The organism is Pseudomonas sp. QS1027 (genome assembly GCF_002814235.1).
In the GTDB taxonomy this organism is placed as follows: domain Bacteria; phylum Pseudomonadota; class Gammaproteobacteria; order Pseudomonadales; family Pseudomonadaceae; genus Aquipseudomonas.
Genome location: NZ_PHSU01000024.1, coordinates 34443 through 52897 on the forward strand (window position 1 = coordinate 34443; position 18455 = coordinate 52897).

At 63.1% G+C, this 18455-nt stretch carries 13 protein-coding genes and 1 pseudogene; 12 read left to right on the forward strand and 2 right to left on the reverse strand.

The window, feature by feature from the left end:
• Positions 1-139: 139 nt before the first annotated feature.
• From CWE01_RS21400 to choV, 3 genes are all read left to right on the forward strand, one after another.
• Positions 140-1087 (forward strand): choline ABC transporter substrate-binding protein, encoded by a 948-nt coding sequence (locus CWE01_RS21400; RefSeq protein WP_100942538.1) that lies wholly within the window; start codon positions 140-142, stop codon positions 1085-1087.
• Positions 1088-1156: 69 nt separating this feature from the next.
• Positions 1157-2002: a choline ABC transporter permease subunit gene (gene choW / locus CWE01_RS21405; protein WP_100942575.1), complete on the forward strand. Its 846-nt coding sequence runs from the start codon at positions 1157-1159 to the stop codon at positions 2000-2002.
• Positions 1999-3177 carry a choline ABC transporter ATP-binding protein gene (gene choV / locus CWE01_RS21410; RefSeq protein WP_100942539.1) on the forward strand — a complete coding sequence of 393 codons (1179 nt, stop codon included), beginning with the start codon at positions 1999-2001 and terminating at the stop codon, positions 3175-3177. Before choW ends, choV begins: the two co-directional genes overlap by 4 nt.
• Positions 3178-3291: 114 nt before the next feature.
• Here the strand turns inward: choV and CWE01_RS33615 are convergent, their stop codons facing one another.
• Both CWE01_RS33615 and CWE01_RS21415 read right to left on the reverse strand, forming a co-directional pair.
• Positions 3292-3702 carry a hypothetical protein gene (locus CWE01_RS33615; protein ID WP_177145713.1) on the reverse strand — a complete coding sequence of 137 codons (411 nt, stop codon included), beginning with the start codon at positions 3700-3702 and terminating at the stop codon, positions 3292-3294.
• A pseudogene (locus tag CWE01_RS21415) lies at positions 3699-5244 on the reverse strand (BCCT family transporter). The gene CWE01_RS33615 and the pseudogene CWE01_RS21415 overlap by 4 nt, the downstream one beginning before the upstream one ends.
• A 479-nt stretch (positions 5245-5723) precedes the next feature.
• On the opposite strand from CWE01_RS21415, the gene betI reads away from it, so the two are divergent.
• The 9 genes from betI (at position 5724) to CWE01_RS21460 (ending at position 18427) form a co-directional block, all read left to right on the forward strand.
• The gene (gene betI / locus CWE01_RS21420; RefSeq protein WP_100942541.1) at positions 5724-6317 is read left to right on the forward strand and encodes a transcriptional regulator BetI; all 594 of its coding nucleotides are present in this window, start codon (positions 5724-5726) and stop codon (positions 6315-6317) included.
• A gap of 108 nt (positions 6318-6425) precedes the next feature.
• Positions 6426-7898 carry a betaine-aldehyde dehydrogenase gene (gene betB / locus CWE01_RS21425; protein ID WP_100942542.1) on the forward strand — a complete coding sequence of 491 codons (1473 nt, stop codon included), beginning with the start codon at positions 6426-6428 and terminating at the stop codon, positions 7896-7898.
• 182 nt (positions 7899-8080) lie between these two features.
• Positions 8081-9784 carry a choline dehydrogenase gene (betA, locus tag CWE01_RS21430; RefSeq protein ID WP_100942543.1) on the forward strand — a complete coding sequence of 568 codons (1704 nt, stop codon included), beginning with the start codon at positions 8081-8083 and terminating at the stop codon, positions 9782-9784.
• 219 nt (positions 9785-10003) lie between these two features.
• Entirely contained in the window at positions 10004-11446 is a 1443-nt protein-coding gene (locus CWE01_RS21435; RefSeq protein ID WP_100942544.1) for a TldD/PmbA family protein, read from the forward strand.
• Positions 11446-12783 (forward strand): TldD/PmbA family protein, encoded by a 1338-nt coding sequence (locus tag CWE01_RS21440; RefSeq protein ID WP_100942545.1) that lies wholly within the window; start codon positions 11446-11448, stop codon positions 12781-12783. The genes CWE01_RS21435 and CWE01_RS21440 overlap by 1 nt, the downstream gene beginning before the upstream one ends.
• Before the next feature lie 374 nt (positions 12784-13157).
• The gene (locus CWE01_RS21445; RefSeq protein ID WP_100942546.1) at positions 13158-13991 is read left to right on the forward strand and encodes an alpha/beta fold hydrolase; all 834 of its coding nucleotides are present in this window, start codon (positions 13158-13160) and stop codon (positions 13989-13991) included.
• A 206-nt stretch (positions 13992-14197) separates the two neighbouring features.
• Positions 14198-15628, forward strand: coding sequence for a multidrug transporter subunit MdtD (gene mdtD, locus CWE01_RS21450; RefSeq protein WP_100942547.1), 1431 nt, complete (start codon positions 14198-14200; stop codon positions 15626-15628).
• A gap of 268 nt (positions 15629-15896) precedes the next feature.
• Complete coding sequence (dbpA, locus tag CWE01_RS21455; RefSeq protein ID WP_256145637.1) at positions 15897-17234, forward strand: ATP-dependent RNA helicase DbpA; 1338 nt, start codon at positions 15897-15899, stop codon at positions 17232-17234.
• Between the two features lie 14 nt (positions 17235-17248).
• Positions 17249-18427: an NAD(P)/FAD-dependent oxidoreductase gene (locus CWE01_RS21460; protein ID WP_100942549.1), complete on the forward strand. Its 1179-nt coding sequence runs from the start codon at positions 17249-17251 to the stop codon at positions 18425-18427.
• The last annotated feature ends 28 nt before the right edge of the window (positions 18428-18455 follow it).

The following is an 18455-nucleotide window of genomic DNA, read 5'->3' on the forward strand; positions in this document are numbered from 1 at the left end:
TGGTACATGATCAGTCTCGACTCGATTGCAAGGCACCGGGGTAGAGCCGTCCTCAGCGCCTACAACCGCAACACAAAATAACTAAGCGCGATCGTCCAGTCGGACCACTGCCAAAAATAAACATCCAGGAGTCCACCCCATGAAAGGTTCCCCGTCGTTGTTGTTGGCCGCCATGCTGAGTCTGCCGATGCTGGCCCAAGCCGCAGAGCCAGCACAGTGCAGTACCGTTAACTTCTCGGATGTCGGTTGGACGGACATCACCGCCACCACCGCCACCACCAGCGTGGTACTCGACGCCCTGGGCTACAAGACCAAGACCACGATGATTTCCGTGCCGGTGACCTACAAGTCCCTGGCCGACGGCAAGAACATGGACGTGTTCCTCGGCAACTGGATGCCGACCATGGAAAACGACATCAAGGCCTACCGTGATGCCGGCACCGTGGAAACCGTGCGCACCAACCTCAAGGGCGCCAAGTACACCCTCGCCGTCCCTCAAGCGCTGTACGACAAGGGCCTGCATGACTTCGCCGACATCGCCAAGTTCAAGAAGGAACTGGACGGCAAGATCTACGGCATCGAGCCAGGCAACGACGGCAACCGCCTGATCCAGAGCATGATCGACAAGAACGCCTTCGGCCTGAAAGACGCCGGCTTCAAAGTCGTCGAGTCCAGCGAAGCCGGCATGCTCTCGCAGGTCGACCGTGCGCAGAAACGCGGCACCGCCGTGGTCTTCCTGGGCTGGGCGCCGCATCCGATGAACAAGCGCTTCAAGATCGAATACCTGACCGGGGGTGACGACTACTTCGGCCCTGACTTCGGCGCTGCGACCGTCCTGACCAACACCCGCAAGGGTTACACCCAGGAATGCAGCAACGTCGGGCAACTGCTGAAGAACCTCGAGTTCACCGTCGACATGGAAAGCTCGCTGATGGGCAACATCCTCGACGACAAGATGAAGCCTGAAGCCGCCGCCAAGGCGTGGCTGCAGAAGAACCCACAGGTGTTGACCACCTGGCTGGCGGGCGTGACCACCATTGACGGTAAACCAGGCCTGGAAGCCGTGAAAGCCAAGCTCGCGCAATAACCGCCCTGTCCGGGCGGGTTCGCCCGCCTGGACTGGCATTTATTTCCCCGCATGTGGACGTTCAATACCATGCTGACTGAACATAAAATCCCCCTGGGCCAGTACATCGCGGCGTTCGTCGAATGGTTGACGAAGCACGGTGCCAACTACTTCGATTTCATCGCCTCGACGCTGGAAGCGATGATCCACGGCGTGACCTTCGCGCTGGCCTGGTTCAATCCGCTGGCATTGATCGCGCTGATCGCGGCGATCGCCCACCTGATCCAGCGCAAATGGGGGCTGACCGCCTTCGTGATCGCCTCCTTCCTGCTGATCCTCAACCTGGGGTACTGGCAGGAAACCATGGAAACCCTGGCCCAGGTGATGTTCGCCACCCTGGTATGCGTGGTGATCGGCGTGCCGCTGGGCATCGTCGCCGCGCACAAGCCGATGTTCTACACCCTGATGCGTCCGGTCCTCGACCTGATGCAGACCGTACCGACCTTCGTGTACCTCATTCCAACCCTGACCCTGTTCGGTCTGGGTGTCGTCCCTGGCCTGATCTCCACGGTGGTGTTCGCGATTGCCGCGCCCATCCGCCTGACCTACCTGGGTATCCAGGATGTCCCGCAAGAACTGATGGACGCCGGCAAGGCCTTCGGCTGCTCGCGCCGTCAACTGCTCGCCCGGATTGAACTGCCCCACGCCATGCCGAGCATCGCCGCCGGTGTCACCCAGTGCATCATGCTGTCGTTGTCGATGGTGGTGATCGCCGCGCTGGTGGGCGCCGATGGCTTGGGCAAACCCGTGGTCAACGCACTGAACACCGCTGATATCGCCCTGGGCTTCGAAGCCGGCCTGGCGATCGTACTGCTGGCAATCATGCTCGACCGTATCTGCAAACAACCCGACGCACAGGTAAGGGGTGACGCATGAGCATCATTCGCTTCGACAAGGTAGACGTCATCTTCTCCAAGAACCCGCGAGAGGCCCTCGCGCTGCTGGACAAAGGCCTCAAGCGTGAAGAGATCCTGAAAAAGACCGGCCAGATCGTCGGTGTGGAAAACGCCAGCCTGGAAATCGAGAAAGGCGAGATCTGCGTACTGATGGGGCTGTCCGGCTCCGGCAAGTCCAGTCTGCTGCGCTGCATCAACGGTTTGAACACGGTCAGCCGCGGTCACTTGTTCGTCGAGCATGAAGGTCGGCAGATCGACATCGCCAACTGCACCGACGCCGAGCTGAAGATGATGCGCACCAAGCGCATCGCCATGGTGTTCCAGAAGTTCGCCCTGATGCCCTGGCTGACGGTGCGCGAGAACATCAGCTTCGGCCTGGAAATGCAGGGTCGCCCTGAGAAGGAACGTCGCCAGCTGGTGGACGAGAAGCTGCAACTGGTGGGCCTGGAACAATGGCGCAACAAGAAGCCCGACGAACTGTCCGGCGGGATGCAACAACGCGTGGGCCTGGCCCGCGCCCTGGCGATGGACGCCGACATTCTGTTGATGGACGAACCTTTTTCGGCCCTCGACCCCCTGATCCGCCAAGGCTTGCAGGACGAACTGCTCGACCTGCAACGCAAGCTGCAAAAGACCATCGTGTTCGTCAGCCACGACCTCGATGAAGCCCTCAAGCTGGGCAGCCGCATCGCCATCATGAAAGATGGCCGGATCATCCAGTACAGCAAGCCGGAAGACATCGTGCTCAACCCGGCGGACGAATATGTGCGCACCTTCGTCGCCCACACCAATCCGCTCAACGTGCTCTGCGGGCGCAGCCTGATGCGCACCCTGGACAACTGCAAGCGGGTCAACGGTTCGGTGTGCATCGACCCGGGCGGCGATTCGTGGATCGACCTGGCCGAAGGCAACACCGTCAAGGGTGCCCGCCAGAACGGTGCGACCCTGAACCTGCAAAGCTGGGTGCAGGGCCAAGCGGTGGAAGGCCTGGGCCGTACGCCGACCCTGGTGGACTCGAACATCGGTATGCGCGATGCCTTGCAGATCCGCTACCAGACCGGCCACAAGCTGGTGCTGCACGACAACAACAAGGTGGTGGGGATTCTCGGCGACAGCGAGCTGTATCACGCGCTGTTGGGCAAGAACCTCGGTTGAGACCGATGCAAAAACGCCGCGAGAGTCTCGCGGCGTTTTTGTTTTAGGGGTAGCGGGAAGCAGCACCTTCCGCGAGCTGACGCCGAACCTGTAGGAGCAACGGATGCTCAACCCTCAGCTATAAACCCGGCCAAGGAGCTGCCGATGGCTTTCGAACTGTTCGAGCACATCACGGGTGATCTGCTCTTGAGTAAAGCCCATCAAGTCGTATTCCTGACTGCCGTTGTGCAAGTACACCTCGGCGCGGTAGTAACGTGCCTGTACTTCAGACTCACCACCCGCCACCTGGGCCGACTCGCTCGGCGCCGCCAGGTAACCGTCCAGGCTCACTTCGTAGACGAAGGGGTTGCCCTCCTCCATCTCCACCCGCAAACCGATCAGGTGCTTGGCCTTGCCCCACTGCGTCTGCACGCTCAAACCCAGCTTGCCCAGTTGCGCCGCGGCCTCCGCCAGCGCCGGCGTCACCTGCTTGTCCATATAGCGCTGCACCACCGCCTGGGTCGGTTGCAGGTCCAGCGTGCTCAAGCGCTCGCTGAAACCGCGACGACCACGGGCCGCCAGTTCCGCCTGTTCCTCTTCGATGCGCACGTCCTGGGCCATGGCCTTGTACAAACCGAACATGAAGAACACCAGCACCACGGAGAACGGCAGGCCCGCCAGCACCACCATGGTCTGCATCGCTTCGAAGTTACCGGCGAACAGCAAACCGATGGTCACCAGGGTGATCACCGCCGACCAGAAGATCCGCAACCAGTGCGGCGCATCCTCATCCACCTCGCCGCCCTTGCACGACAGGTTGGCCATCATCACCGCGCCGGAGTCGGCCGGGGTCAGGAACAGCACGAAGCCGACAAAGATCGACACGCCGATGACGATTTTCGACGCCGGGTAATGTTCCAGCAGTTGGTAGATAGCCATGGACGGCTGTTCCAGCGCCGTCTTGCCCAGCGCCACCGCATCATGGTTCATCACCAGGTCCAGGGCCGAGTTGCCGAAGATCGACAGCCACGCCAGGGTGAAGCCCAACGGGATCAGCAGTACGCCGGCCACCAGCTCACGTACGGTACGGCCACGGGAAATACGCGCGATGAACATGCCCACGAATGGCGCCCAGGAAATCCACCAGGCCCAGTAGAACAGGGTCCACAGGCCCAGCCAGCGGTCGGACTTCTCGGCGTCGTTCTCGTAGACATAGAGATCGAAAGTCTTCAGCACCACACCGTTGAGGTAGTCGCCGATGTTCTGCACGAAGCCGTTGAGCAGGTGCAGGGTCGGGCCGAACAGCAGCACGAAGATCAGCAGGCCGCTGAACAGCACGATATTCAGGTTAGACAGACGGCGGATGCCGTTCTCCACGCCCGACACGGCGGCGATGGTCGCCACGGTGCTCATCACCAGGATCACGATCAGCAGGTTGGTGTTGCTGTGGGTCATGCCGAACAGGCTTTCCAACCCCGAGGACACCTGCATCGAACCGATGCCAAGGTTGGTCACCAGCCCCAGCAGCGTAACGAACATGCCGAAGCCGTCCACCGCATGACCGGCCGCGCCCTTGACCCAGCGCTCGCCCACCAGCGGGTACAACGCCGAGCGCAAGGCCAGCGGCTGGTTGTGCCGATAGGCGAAGTACGCCACGGCCAAACCCACCAGCGCATAAATCGCCCAGCCATGCAGGCCCCAGTGCAGGAAGGTCAGCTGCAACGCCTGGCGTGCGGCGGCATGGCTGCCGGCCACGCCTTCCGGCGGGTTGAAATAGTGGTCCAGCGGCTCGGAAGCGCCGAAGTACAGCAAAGAAATGCCGATCCCCGAGGAGAACAGCATCCCGGCCCAGGCGCCGTAGCTGAAATCCGGGGTGTCCTGCTTGGTGCCCAGTTTCAACTTGCCGTAGGAAGAAAACGCCAGGCCGATGACAAACACCAGGTAGGACGCGATCACCACCATGTAGTACCAGCCAAAGCTGCGCGACAGCCAGGCCTGGGCCACGCCGAGCAGTTTGCCGGCCTCTTGCGGGGCGATGATCAGGATAGCGGTGAGCAACAGAATCAACGCGGTCGAGGTGTAGAACACCCAACCGTTGACCCGCACCTTTTCGGCGGGGGTCTTTATAAGAGAGGCAGAACTCATTGCACGGAGGCTCCAGGCAGTGCGGGAGAAAGACACAAGGCAACACGGCACCCGGCCGATCGGTTAGTGGGCAGTCGACCGGCGGGTGATATAAAGACACCCCGAAAAAACCCCGAGCCTGCGGGGATTGCGCCAAAACCGGCGCGCAAGGACCCTGCGCGAAAAATGATCGCGCTGGCGGGTGCCTTTCGTGCCTGTTGGCAACGTCCGTCTTCGCCTGCGCAGCGTGTCTGCCCCGCAGGTTCGGCGTTGTTTCGGAGGTCGTTTTTCCGCCAGCTGCATGTAGGAAAAATCCCTAGGCAGCGACGATTTGTCGCAGATCTTATTCTTTGTTGATTGAACGTTCAATCAAAACAAAATAGACTGGCCCACATGCCGGTAGCCGTTCTACGTCTGCCGTCGGGCCTAAGGAGAGGTGCACGATGCCCAAGGTCGGTATGCAACCCATACGCCGCCAGCAATTGATCGAAGCCACCTTGACGGCGGTCGATCAGGTCGGGATGGGGGACGCCAGCATTGCGCTGATCGCCCGTTTGGCCGGTGTCTCGAATGGCATCATCAGTCACTATTTTCAGGACAAGAATGGCCTGATCGCCGCCACGATGCGGTACCTGATGAATGTCCTCACCGAGAATGTCGCCGCGCGCCGCCTGGCGCTGACAGATGGCAGCCCGCGGGCGCATCTGCAGGTGATTATCGAAGGCAACTTCGACGCCAGCCAGGTCAATGGCCCGGCAATGAAAACCTGGTTGGCCTTCTGGGCCACCAGCATGCACCACCCGTCTTTGCACAGGTTGCAGCGGATCAACGATCACCGTCTGTATTCGAACCTGTGTTGCCAGTTCCGCCGCGTCCTGCCGCTGCCCGCAGCCCGCAGTGCGGCACGCGGACTGGCAGCGTTGATTGACGGTTTGTGGTTGCGCGGCGCGTTGTCGGGAGACGCTTTCGACACCGCGCAGGCGCAACGGATCGCTTACGAATACATGGATTTCCAACTGGCTAAGCAGGAGCGCTAGAGCACCGAGAAACGCTCGGCCCCTGAACGACTGCCGACCGGTGTTGCCAGAACGTTACTGGCGCACCCGGCGGTCAACGCCAACCACTTATGCACTTGCGAGGACACTATGGCCCGTTTCGAACTGCAAAAACTCTACATCGACGGCGGTTACTCCGACGCCGGCGGCGATGCCACTTTCGATGCCATCAACCCGGCCAACGGTGAAGTTCTCGCCAAAGTGCAGCGCGCGACCAAGGACGACGTCGAGCGGGCCGTGGTCAGTGCCGAGAAGGGCCAGAAAATCTGGGCCGCGATGACCGCCATGGAGCGTTCGCGCATCCTGCGTCGCGCCGTCGACATCCTCCGTGAGCGCAACGACGAATTGGCCGCCCTGGAAACCCTGGACACCGGCAAGGCTTACTCGGAAACCCGTTATGTCGACATCGTCACCGGTGCCGACGTGCTGGAATACTACGCTGGCCTGGTGCCGGCGATCGAAGGCGAGCAGATCCCGCTGCGCACCACTTCGTTCGTCTACACCCGTCGCGAGCCGCTGGGCGTGGTCGCCGGTATCGGCGCGTGGAACTACCCGATCCAGATCGCCCTGTGGAAATCCGCCCCGGCCCTGGCCGCCGGCAACGCGATGATCTTCAAGCCCAGTGAAGTCACTTCGCTGACCACCCTGAAACTGGCCGAGATCTACACCGCGGCCGGCGTACCGGACGGCGTGTTCAACGTCCTGACCGGCAGCGGCCGTGAAGTCGGCACCTGGCTGACCGAGCACCCGCGCATCGAGAAAGTCTCCTTCACCGGCGGCACCGACACCGGCAAGAAAGTCATGGCCAGCGCTTCCAGCTCGTCGCTCAAGGACGTGACCATGGAACTGGGCGGCAAGTCGCCGCTGATCATTTTCGACGACGCCGACCTCGATCGCGCCGCCGACACCGCGATGATGGCCAACTTCTACAGCTCCGGCCAGGTCTGCACCAACGGTACCCGCGTGTTCGTGCCGAGCCACCTGAAAGCTGCCTTCGAAGCCAAGATCGTCGAGCGTGTGGCGCGGATCCGCGTCGGTAACCCGGAAGACGAGAACACCAACTTCGGCCCGCTGGTCAGCTTCGCCCATATGGAAAGCGTGCTGGGCTATATCGCCAAGGGCAAGGAAGAAGGTGCGCGCCTGCTGTGCGGTGGCGAACGCCTGACCGCCGGTGAGTTCGCCAAGGGTGCCTTCGTCGCACCGACCGTGTTCACGGATTGCAGCGATGACATGACCATCGTCCGCGAAGAAATCTTCGGCCCGGTGATGAGCATCCTCAGCTACGAAACCGAAGAAGAAGTGATCCGCCGCGCCAACGACACCGACTTCGGCCTGGCCGCCGGTGTGGTGACCCGCGACCTGAACCGCGCCCACCGCGTGATTCATCAACTGGAAGCCGGTATCTGCTGGATCAACGCCTGGGGCGAGTCCGACGCCAAGATGCCGGTCGGCGGCTACAAGCAGTCGGGTGTCGGCCGTGAAAACGGCATCAGCTCGCTGAACAACTTCACCCGGATCAAATCGGTACAGGTCGAGTTGGGCGAATACGCTTCGGTGTTCTAAGCCCCGAGCCTTGTATTGCCCGTGAGGCCGTCTTCGCGGGCAAGCCCGGCTCCTACAAGGTTGGGGCGTTCACCTGACTGGTGTACGACGCAAACCTGTAGGAGCCGGCTTGCTGGCGATCGAGTGCAAGGCACTCGCCCCAAGACGCCCCGCCCGACCCACCTCAACGAGGGCTGCATTTCATGTCCCAAGAATTCGATTACATCATCATCGGTGCCGGCTCCGCCGGTAACACCCTGGCCACCCGCCTGACCGAAGACGCCGGCGTCACCGTGCTGCTGCTCGAAGCCGGCGGTCCCGACTACCGCTTCGACTTCCGCACCCAGATGCCCGCCGCCCTGGCCTTCCCGCTGCAAGGCCGGCGCTACAACTGGGCCTACGAAACCGACCCGGAACCGCATATGGACGGTCGCCGGATGGAGTGCGGTCGCGGCAAGGGCCTCGGCGGCTCCTCGCTGATCAACGGCATGTGCTACATCCGTGGCAACGCCCTGGACTACGACGGCTGGGCCAAGCTGCCCGGCCTGGAAGACTGGGCCTACCTCGACTGCCTGCCATATTTCCGCAAGGCCGAAACCCGTGACATCGGCGCCAACGACTACCACGGTGGCGAAGGCCCGGTCAGCGTGACCACGCCCAAGGCCGGCAACAACCCGCTGTTCCACGCCATGGTCGAAGCCGGCGTGCAGGCCGGTTATCCGCGTACCGTCGACCTCAACGGCTACCAGCAGGAAGGTTTCGGTCCGATGGACCGCACCGTGACGCCCAAGGGCCGTCGCGCCAGCACCGCCCGTGGTTACCTGGATACCGCCAAGCAGCGCTCGACCCTGACCATCGTCACCCACGCCCTGACCGACAAGATTCTGTTCGAAGACAAGCGTGCGGTCGGCGTACGTTACCTGCTGGGTTCGGCCGAAGAGCCGGTCGAAGTCCGTGCGCGCAAGGAAGTCCTGCTGTGCAGCGGCGCCATCGCCTCGCCGCAGATTCTCCAGCGCTCCGGCGTCGGCCCGGCCAAGCTCCTGCAAAGCCTGGATATCCCGGTGGTCCACGACCTGCCGGGTGTCGGTGAAAACCTCCAGGACCACCTGGAGCTGTACCTGCAATACGCCTGCACCCAGCCGGTCTCGCTGTACCCGTCGCTGCTGTGGTGGAACCAACCGGCCATCGGCGCCGAGTGGCTGCTCAACGGCACCGGCATCGGCGCCAGCAACCAGTTCGAAGCCGGCGGCTTCATCCGTACCCGCCCGGAATTCGAGTGGCCGAATATCCAGTACCACTTCCTGCCGGTGGCGATTAACTACAACGGCAGCAACGGCGTGAAAGAACACGGCTTCCAGGCGCACATGGGCTCCATGCGTTCGCCGAGCCGCGGTCGTGTGCAGGCCAAGTCCAAGGACCCGCGCCAGCACCCGAGCATCCTGTTCAACTACATGGCCACCGAGCAGGACTGGCAGGAATTCCGCGACGGCATCCGCCTGACCCGGGAAATCATGCAGCAGCCGGCTTTGGATATTTACCGTGGGCGTGAAATCAGCCCGGGCATCGAGGTGCAGACCGACGAGCAACTGGACCAGTTTGTCCGCGAGCACGCCGAGACCGCGTTCCACCCGTCCTGCTCGTGCAAGATGGGCACCGATGAGATGGCAGTGGTCGACGGCCAGGGTCGCGTGCATGGCATGCAGGGCCTGCGGGTGGTCGATGCGTCGATCATGCCGATCATCACCACCGGCAACCTGAATGCGCCGACGATCATGATCGCCGAGAAAATCGCCGACAAGATCCGTGGCCGCCAGCCGCTGCCGCGCAGCAAGGCCGACTACTACGTGGCCGGTGAGGCGCCAGTGCGTGGCAAGCCGTTGCGTGAAGTGAGCCGTACCGCGCAGTAATCCCTCCAAAGGGAACAGCGTAGGTCCTTGTAGGAGCCGGCTTGCTGGCGATGAACGATAACGCGGTCTCCCTGAGACACCGCGTCGTCTGAATCGCCAGCAAGCCGGCGCCTACAGGTTTGCGCCGTTCGCAAAATCGCCTTTTCCCTGACAGACTGGTACTTGGGGCCGCCCATAAGGCGTCCCCCACGGCCACCGCCATCTCCAGGGAGGTTCCCCATGTTCGACTTCCACCCCCAGCTCAAGCAGCGTTTCGCCGGCTTGCGCACGGGCGCTGAATTCTTCTCGCTGCGTTACGTGCGCGAATCCGGTCAATACCTGTCGGTACGCAAGAACGTGGCGGAACCCCCGAGCCTGCGCCTCGACGAAGGCGCGATGCTGACCGTGCGGGTCAACGGCGTCGAAGCCTATGCCGCGACCAACGACCTGTCCCAGGCTGGCCTGCAAAGCGCCCTCGAACGTGCCGAAAACTACGCCCGGTTGATGGCGCCCCACGCCCTGCTCGACCTGCGCCAGCAGGCCGTGTCCAGCGACCGCGCCGATTACCGCTCGCCCCAGCTCGACCAGCCCTTCCCCTCCCTGAGCGACTGCTACGCCTTGCTCGGCGCCGAGTCCGCCGCCGTGCCCAAGGACGAGCGGCTGGTCAACTGGGAGGTCAGCCTCGGCCTGACCCAGGTCGAGCAGATCTACCTCAACAACGCCGGCGCCGAACTGCGCCAGGCCCTGCGCTTCGTCTACCCGGGCCTGAGCGTCACCGCCTACGACGGCGCGGACAGCCAGACCCGCACCCTCGGCCGGGAAAACTTCGGCCAGCAAGGCGGCGCCGATGTCATCGGCCGTTCCGGGCTGATCGGCGCCGGTACGCGGATCGCCGACCAGGCCCTGCAATTGCTGCTGGCGCCCAACACCCCACAAGGCTCGCGCGACCTGCTGCTGACCCCGGACCAGATGATCCTGCAGATCCACGAATCCATCGGCCACCCGCTGGAGCTGGACCGCATCCTCGGCGACGAACGCAATTACGCCGGCACCAGCTTCGTCAAGGCCAGCGACTTCGGCAGCCTGCAATATGGCTCGCCCCTGCTCAACGTGACCTTCGACCCGACCATCGCGCAACAACTGGCCAGCTACGGCCATGACGACGACGGCACCCCGGCCCACAAGGAATTCCTGATTCGCGAAGGTCGCCTGCTGCGTCCACTCGGCGGCGCGCTGTCGCAGTTCCGCTCCGGCCTCGACGGCGTCGCCAACAGCCGCGCCTGCAGCTGGAACCGCGCACCCATCGACCGCATGGCCAACCTCAATATCGAACCCGGCGACCAGTCCTTCGCACAGCTGGTGGGCGGTATCGAGAAAGGCATCCTGATGTCCACCAACCGTTCCTGGTCCATCGACGACGCCCGCAACAAATTCCAGTTCGGTTGCGAATGGGGCCAGTTGATCGAGAACGGCGAGTTCAAGGGCGTGGTGAAAAATCCCAACTACCGGGCGATTTCCGCACAGTTCTGGCGCAATCTCAGCGCCGTCGGCAACACCGAGACCTTCCAGGTACTGGGTACGCCGAATTGCGGCAAGGGCGAACCGAACCAGGTGATCCGGGTCGGGCACGCCTCGCCCGCCTGTGTCTTCAGCAATGTCGATGTGTTTGGAGGGGATGCCTGATGAGTACTTCACTGAGTCAGGCCGAACACTTCCGCGCCCTGGTCGACGGTTTGCAGGAACAACTGCACGCCACGGAACGCTTTACCCTGGGTTATGCCGCCGAAGCGTCGGACTTTATCCGCTTCAATCACGGTCGGGTGCGCCAGGCCGGGCAGGTGCAACAGGCCAGCTTGAGCTTCAAGCTGATCGACGACGGGCGCCATGCCGACTTGCAGATCACCCTCTCCGGTGAACGGGCAGCGGACCGTCAGCGCCTGGCGGACGGCCTGCAACAACTGCGCGAAATCCTTCCGCTGTTACCGGCGGACCCGTACCTGCTGCTCAACCACAACGCCTGGCAAAGCCAGAACGTGCAGAGCCATGCGTTGCCGGACACGGCTCGGGTACTGGAAGAAATCAGCCAGGCCTCGGTCGGCCTGGACCTGGTCGGGTTCTACGCCGCCGGCCCCATCAGCCGGGGTTTTGCCAGTTCCGACGGGGCCTTCGGCTGGCACCAGGCCAATAGTTTCAACTTCGACTGGAGCCTGTTCCACGAAAACGGCCAGGCGGTGAAAGCCAGCTACGCCGGCCATGACTGGAACAGCGACGGCTTCGCCCGGCGCTTCCAGCAGGCCCGTGAACAGCTCGAGTTTCTCGGCCGACCGTTGCGCACCCTGGCGCCGGGCGCCTATCGCGCCTACCTGGCTCCGGCGGCGCTGGAAGAAGTCATGGGCATGCTCAGTTGGGGCGGTTTCTCGGCCCAGGCCATCGGCAGCAAGCACAGCCCCTTGCAGAAGCTCTACGCCGGCGAAGCCAGCTTCAGTCCCAGCGTCTGGCTCAGCGAGCAGATCAGTGGTTCGTTGAGCCCGGCGTTTTCCAACGAAGGGTATCCGCGTGGCGATGTGTCGTTGGTGGCCGCGGGTGCGGCTGATCAACAATTGATCAACTCGCGCAGTGCCGCCGAATATGGTTTGACCACCAACGGCGCCAGCGGCGGCGAGTATCCCGGGGCCTTGCAGATGCGTGCCGGGCAGCTGGCCCAGGCCGATATCCTCAAGCAACTGGGCACCGGCTTGTACATCAGCAACCTGTGGTACCTGAACTACTCGGACCAACCGGCGGCGCGGATGACCGGCATGACCCGCTTCGCCACCTTCTGGGTGGAGAACGGCGAGATCCAGGCGCCGGTCAGCACCATGCGTTTCGATGACAGTGTCTACAGCCTGCTGGGCAGCCAGCTGGAAGCCCTGACCCAGGAACGCGAGCTGCTGCTGTCGGCCAGCACTTACGATCAGCGGCAGACCGCGTCGAACCTGCTGCCGGGGGCGCTGATCAGCAAGTTGACCTTGACCCTGTAACCCGGAGTCCGCTCTCGCGCCCCCCTGGAGGAGCCGGCTTGCTGGCGATGAACGATAACGCGGCGTACCTGATGCACCGCGTCGCCTGAATCGCCAGCAAGCCGGCTCCTACAAGGTCCACGGCGTCCATCGCATCGCATCCATCGCATCCACAGGATCGTATCGATCCTGCTGACCGAAACACCCGCATACCTATCCGTTCAGCCAGTTGCCCCGACACCGCCTGGCGCGCTATACATCCCCTCTGCTTTTTTCACACCCTCATAACGCCACCCTCGTACGGCAACATCCAGAAAAACCAGGCTCGACCCGCGATTTCCTCACTCAATGCCGCACCTCTTTCTCTCCCCGAAAGTGCTTTGCTGGAGCTTGATATGAATCATGGAAGCTTTGTCCTCAATAACCTCTACCGGCACTTCAACATCCATGTCGAGCGCATCGGCGACGATCCGCGACGCAAGACGGTCCTGCTGGTCAACGGCGCCCTGGCCACCACCAGTTCCTTCACCCGCACCAGCAAGTGCCTGGCCGAACACTTCAACGTGGTGCTGTTCGACCTGCCCTTCGCCGGGCGCTCGCAACCCTGCAATCCCGATCCGGGGTTGGTGACCAAGGACGATGAGGTGGAAATCCTTCTGGCCCTGGTGCAGCGCTTCGAGGTCAATCATCTGGTGTCCGCCTCCTGGGGCGGCATTTCCACCCTGCTGGCCCTCACCCGACACCCGCCGACCATCGAAAGCTCGGTGGTGATGGCCCTGGCGCCCGACCTGAACCCACCGATGCTGGCCTACGTGCAGCGGGTCCACGAGTTGATCGCGGTGGACGACAAATCCGCCATCGGCCACCTGCTCAACGACACCGTCGGCCACTTCCTGCCGCCACGCCTCAAGGCCACCAACCACCAGCATCTGTCGTCGATGCCCAGCACCGAGTACCGCCAGGCGCGCTTTCATATCGACCAGGTCCTGCAACTGGGCGACGGCAACTACCTGCGGGCGTTGTCCGCGATCCAGAGCCCGGTGCACTTCATCAACGGCGCCAAGGACATCTACACCCCGGCCGATGGTGCGCGGGTGTTTCAGGAGTACATCCCCCGCTGCAGCTTTGCCGTCGCCGAGGACACCGGTCACCTGCTCGACCTGGAATCACGCCAGTCCGCCAATGCGGTGCATCAGGCCTTGCTGGGTTTTCTGCTCCCCCCCGGATAGCACCACGCCCTGTAGGAGCCGGCTTGCTGGCGATGAACGATGACGCGGTGTGTCTGATAAACCGCGTTGCCTGAATCGCCAGCAAGCCGGCTCCTGCACAGGTGGCGGGTGTGTTCAGGATCTCCGGCAACGAGCATGCGCCTACACCGTTCCTGACCGATCAGGCATACTGCAACTACGTAGCCAGCTAACAAAAAGAGCCGCCCATGCCCGACCGTGCCCCTCTCGATGCAACGACCGCTCGCTGGCTACCGTGGGTGGTGGCCATTGCCTTCTTCATGCAGTCCCTCGACGGGACCATCCTCAACACCGCACTCCCGGCCATGGCCCTCGACCTGGCGGAAAACCCCCTGCGCATGCAGGGCGTGGTGATCGCCTACATGCTCACCGTGGCCCTGCTGATCCCGGCCTCGGGCTGGCTCTCCGACCGCTTCGGCACCAAGCACATTTTCTTCGGCGCGATCCTGTTGTTCAGCATCGGCTCCCTGCTCTGCGCCCTGTCGAGCTCGCTGAACATGCTGGTCGGCGCGCGGATCATCCAGGGCCTCGGCGGCTCCCTGATGCTGCCGGTGGGAAGGCTGGTGGTGCTGCGGGCCTACCCGCGCTCGGAGCTGGTGCGGATCATGGGCTTCATCACCATCCCCGGCCTGCTCGGCCCGTTGATCGGCCCGACCATGGGCGGCTGGATGGTGCAATACCTGACCTGGCACTGGATTTTTTTGATCAACCTGCCGGTGGGCCTGCTCGGCTGCTACGCGGTGTGGAAGTTCATCCCGGACCTGCGCGGCAGCGAGCGCACGCGCTTCGACGGCATCGGTTTCCTGCTGTTCGGCGCGGCGATGCTGCTGATCACCATCGCCATGGAGGGCCTGGGCGAGCTGCAACTGCCGCACCTGCGGGTGATGTTGCTGCTGTTCGCCGGTCTCGCCTGCCTGGCGGCGTACTGGCTGCGGGCCGGGCATATCGATAATCCGTTGTTCGCCCCGTCGCTGTTCAAGACCCGGACCTTTGCCGTGGGCATCCTCGGCAATCTGTTCGCCCGCCTGGGCAGCGGCGCCCTGCCGTTCCTGGTGCCGCTGCTGCTGCAAGTGGCCCTGGGTTACTCGCCGTCCCAGGCCGGGATGAGCATGCTGCCCCTGGCGGCGGCGGCAATGTTCGCCAAGTCGATTGCCCGGCCGCTGATCGAGCGCCTGGGTTATCGCATCGTGCTCACCGGCAACACCCTGGCCCTGGGCATCATGCTCGCGGTCATGGGCCTGGTCACCGAGCACACGCCTTATCCCTTGCTGCTGTGCATGCTGGCGATTGCCGGGGCGATCAACTCGCTGCAGTTCACGGCGATGAACACCGTGACCCTGATCGACCTCGACGACAAATCCGCCAGCAGCGGCAACAGCCTGCTCTCGGTGGTGGCGCAGTTGTCCCTGAGCCTCGGGGTGGCCTGTGCCGGCGCCCTGCTCGGCGGCTTTACCGCCGCGGTCGGCAACGATGGGGTGGAGACGGTGCTCGGTGCGTTCCAGCTGACCTTCCTCACCGTTGGCATCCTGGCAATGCTGGCGGCGACGATTTTCCTGCAGCTTTCACCCCAGGACGGGCGGCGGGCCAGGGTGGTTCAGGAGCAGCATATCGAGCACTAGGTGCGCCACCTGTAGGAGCCGGCTTGCTGGCGATGAACGATGACCCGGTGTGTCTGATAGACCACGTCGCCTGAATCGCCAGCAAGCCGGCTCCTACAGTTCAAAGCTCGCGCCTGAAAAGACAGTACTGCCAGTATTTGGCTACTTTTCGTCCAGAATTTGCGGCGCCGCCAGCCGGGACTGATACACTGCGCGACATTTTGTTTTGCAGGCCAGTCCCGTGACCACCATCGCCACCGCGTTTAACTCTTTGCCACTGTCCGCCGCCATGCTGGCTAACCTCGACTCCCTCGGTTATGCCCAGATGACGCCGATCCAGGCGCAAAGCTTGCCGGTGATCCTCAAGGGCATGGACCTGATCGCCCAGGCCAAGACCGGCAGCGGCAAGACCGCCGCCTTCGGCATCGGCCTGCTGAACCCGATCAATCCGCGCTTCTTCGGCTGCCAGGCGCTGGTGATCTGCCCTACCCGCGAGCTGGCCGACCAGGTCGCCAAGGAAATCCGTCGCCTGGCCCGCGCCGAAGACAACATCAAGGTGCTGACCCTCTGCGGCGGTGTGTCCCTCGGCCCGCAGATCGCCTCCCTGGAACACGGCACCCATATCATCGTCGGCACCCCGGGACGCATCCAGCAGCACCTGCGCAAAGGTTCGCTGGTCCTGCACGGCCTCAACACCCTGGTCCTCGACGAAGCCGACCGCATGCTCGACATGGGTTTCTACGACGCCATCGAGGAAATCATCGCCCAGCTCCCGGAACGTCGGCAAACCCTGCTGTTCTCCGCCACCTACCCGGTGAGCATCAAGCAGTTGGCTTCCAAGTTCATGCGCAATCCGCAGCAGGTCAAGGCCGAGGCGATGCACGCCGACAGCCAGATCGAGCAGCGCTTCTATGAGATCTCCCCGGAAGAGCGCATGGAAGCAGTGGTCAAGGTGCTCAACCATTTCCGGCCTGAGTCCTGCGTGGCGTTCTGCTTCACCAAGCAACAGGTCCAGGAAACCGTCGACCACCTGACCGCCAAGGGCGTGTCCGCCGTCGCCCTGCACGGCGACCTGGAACAGCGCGACCGCGACCAGGTCCTGGCGATGTTCGCCAACCGCAGCATCTCCGTGCTGGTGGCCACCGATGTGGCGGCCCGCGGCCTGGATATCGATGCCCTGGACATGGTGATCAACGTCGAGCTGGCCCGTGATTCGGAGATGCATATCCACCGTGTCGGCCGTACCGGCCGGGCGGGCGAGACCGGCCTGGCGATCAGCCTGGTGGCGCCATCCGAAAGCCTGCGCGCGCGGGCCATCGAGGAAGTGCAGAAGTCGCCGTTGAGCTGGGACCAGCTCGACAACCTCAAGTCCCAGGGTGGCAGCCCGCTGCTGCCGGCCATGAGCACCCTGTGCATCAGTGGCGGGCGCAAGGACAAGGTCCGTCCGGGCGACATCCTCGGAGCATTGACCGGCGACGCCGGGATTCCCGGTGCCCAGGTCGGCAAGATCGCGATTTTCGACTTCCAGGCCTATGTGGCGGTGGAACGCGGCGTCGCCAAGCAGGCCTTGCAGCGCCTGAACGACGGCAAGATCAAGGGCCGTTCGCTGCGCGTGCGGATTCTCTGAAGAAGGACATCGTTGTGCCCGTTACTGAAGTTGTGATCATCGGCGCCGGTGCTGCCGGCTTGATGTGCGCCTTTACCGCCGCCGCCCGTGGGCGCCAGGTGATGCTGATCGACCACGCCAACAAGGCCGGCAAGAAAATCCTGATGTCCGGCGGCGGCCGCTGCAATTTCACCAATATGTACAGTGAACCCGGCAACTTTCTCTCGCAGAACCCGCATTTCTGCAAGTCGGCCCTGGCCCGCTATACCCAGTGGGATTTCATCGCGATGGTGGCCAAGCACGGCGTGCCCTATCACGAGAAAAAACTCGGCCAGCTGTTCTGCGACAACAAGTCCAGCGACATCCTCGGCATGCTCCTCGACGAGTGCGACCAGGCCGGCGTCAGCCTGCACCTGGACACCGCGATCCAGCACATCGAAAAACTGGAAAGCGGCTACCTGCTGCAAACCACCCTCGGCCAGATCACCTGTCAGTCGCTGGTGATCGCCACCGGCGGCCTGTCGATCCCGACCCTGGGCGCCAGCGGCTTCGGTTATCAGGTGGCCAGGCAGTTCGGTCACCAGGTGTTACCGACCCGCGCCGGGCTGGTGCCGTTTACCATTACCGATCAACTCAAGGCGCTCTGCACCGAGCTCTCCGGGACTTCGGTGGATTGCCTGGTGAGCTGCAACGAGCAGAGCTTCCGGGAAAATATCCTGTTCACCCACCGGGGCCTCAGCGGCCCGGCGATCCTGCAGATTTCCTCGTTCTGGAACCCCGGCGATACGCTGCACATCAACCTGCTGCCGGACCACGACGCGCTGGACTGGCTGCAACAGCAACAGGCCGAACGCCCCAACAGCGAACTGAAAACCCTGCTGGGCGAACTGTTCACCAAAAAGATGGCCAACCTGCTGGCCGACCACTGGTTCGTCTCCAAGCCGATGAAACAGTACACCCCGGCGGAGTTGGCCGACGTCGCGCAGAAACTCGGCGACTGGCGCCTGGTGCCGGCCGGCACCGAGGGTTATCGCACCGCCGAAGTGACCCTGGGCGGCGTCGATACCCGGGAAGTGTCGTCGAAAACCATGGAATCGCTGAAAAGCCCGGGGCTGTATTTCATCGGGGAAGTCCTGGATGTCAGCGGCCACCTGGGCGGCTTCAACTTCCAGTGGGCCTGGGCCTCGGGGTACGCGGCGGCGCAATTCGCCTGATCCTTGGGACAATCGCTGATCACGGAAC

Bases quoted from the DNA above. Each gene is read 5' to 3' on its own strand.
- CWE01_RS21400 (WP_100942538.1), top strand. From the start codon at position 140: ATGAAAGGTTCCCCGTCGTTGTTGTTGGCCGCCATGCTGAGTCTGCCG.
- choW (WP_100942575.1), top strand. From the start codon at position 1,157: ATGCTGACTGAACATAAAATCCCCCTGGGCCAGTACATCGCGGCGTTC.
- choV (WP_100942539.1), top strand. From the start codon at position 1,999: ATGAGCATCATTCGCTTCGACAAGGTAGACGTCATCTTCTCCAAGAAC.
- betI (WP_100942541.1), top strand. From the start codon at position 5,724: ATGCCCAAGGTCGGTATGCAACCCATACGCCGCCAGCAATTGATCGAA.
- betB (WP_100942542.1), top strand. From the start codon at position 6,426: ATGGCCCGTTTCGAACTGCAAAAACTCTACATCGACGGCGGTTACTCC.
- betA (WP_100942543.1), top strand. From the start codon at position 8,081: ATGTCCCAAGAATTCGATTACATCATCATCGGTGCCGGCTCCGCCGGT.
- CWE01_RS21435 (WP_100942544.1), top strand. From the start codon at position 10,004: ATGTTCGACTTCCACCCCCAGCTCAAGCAGCGTTTCGCCGGCTTGCGC.
- CWE01_RS21440 (WP_100942545.1), top strand. From the start codon at position 11,446: ATGAGTACTTCACTGAGTCAGGCCGAACACTTCCGCGCCCTGGTCGAC.
- CWE01_RS21445 (WP_100942546.1), top strand. From the start codon at position 13,158: ATGAATCATGGAAGCTTTGTCCTCAATAACCTCTACCGGCACTTCAAC.
- mdtD (WP_100942547.1), top strand. From the start codon at position 14,198: ATGCCCGACCGTGCCCCTCTCGATGCAACGACCGCTCGCTGGCTACCG.
- dbpA (WP_256145637.1), top strand. From the start codon at position 15,897: ATGCTGGCTAACCTCGACTCCCTCGGTTATGCCCAGATGACGCCGATC.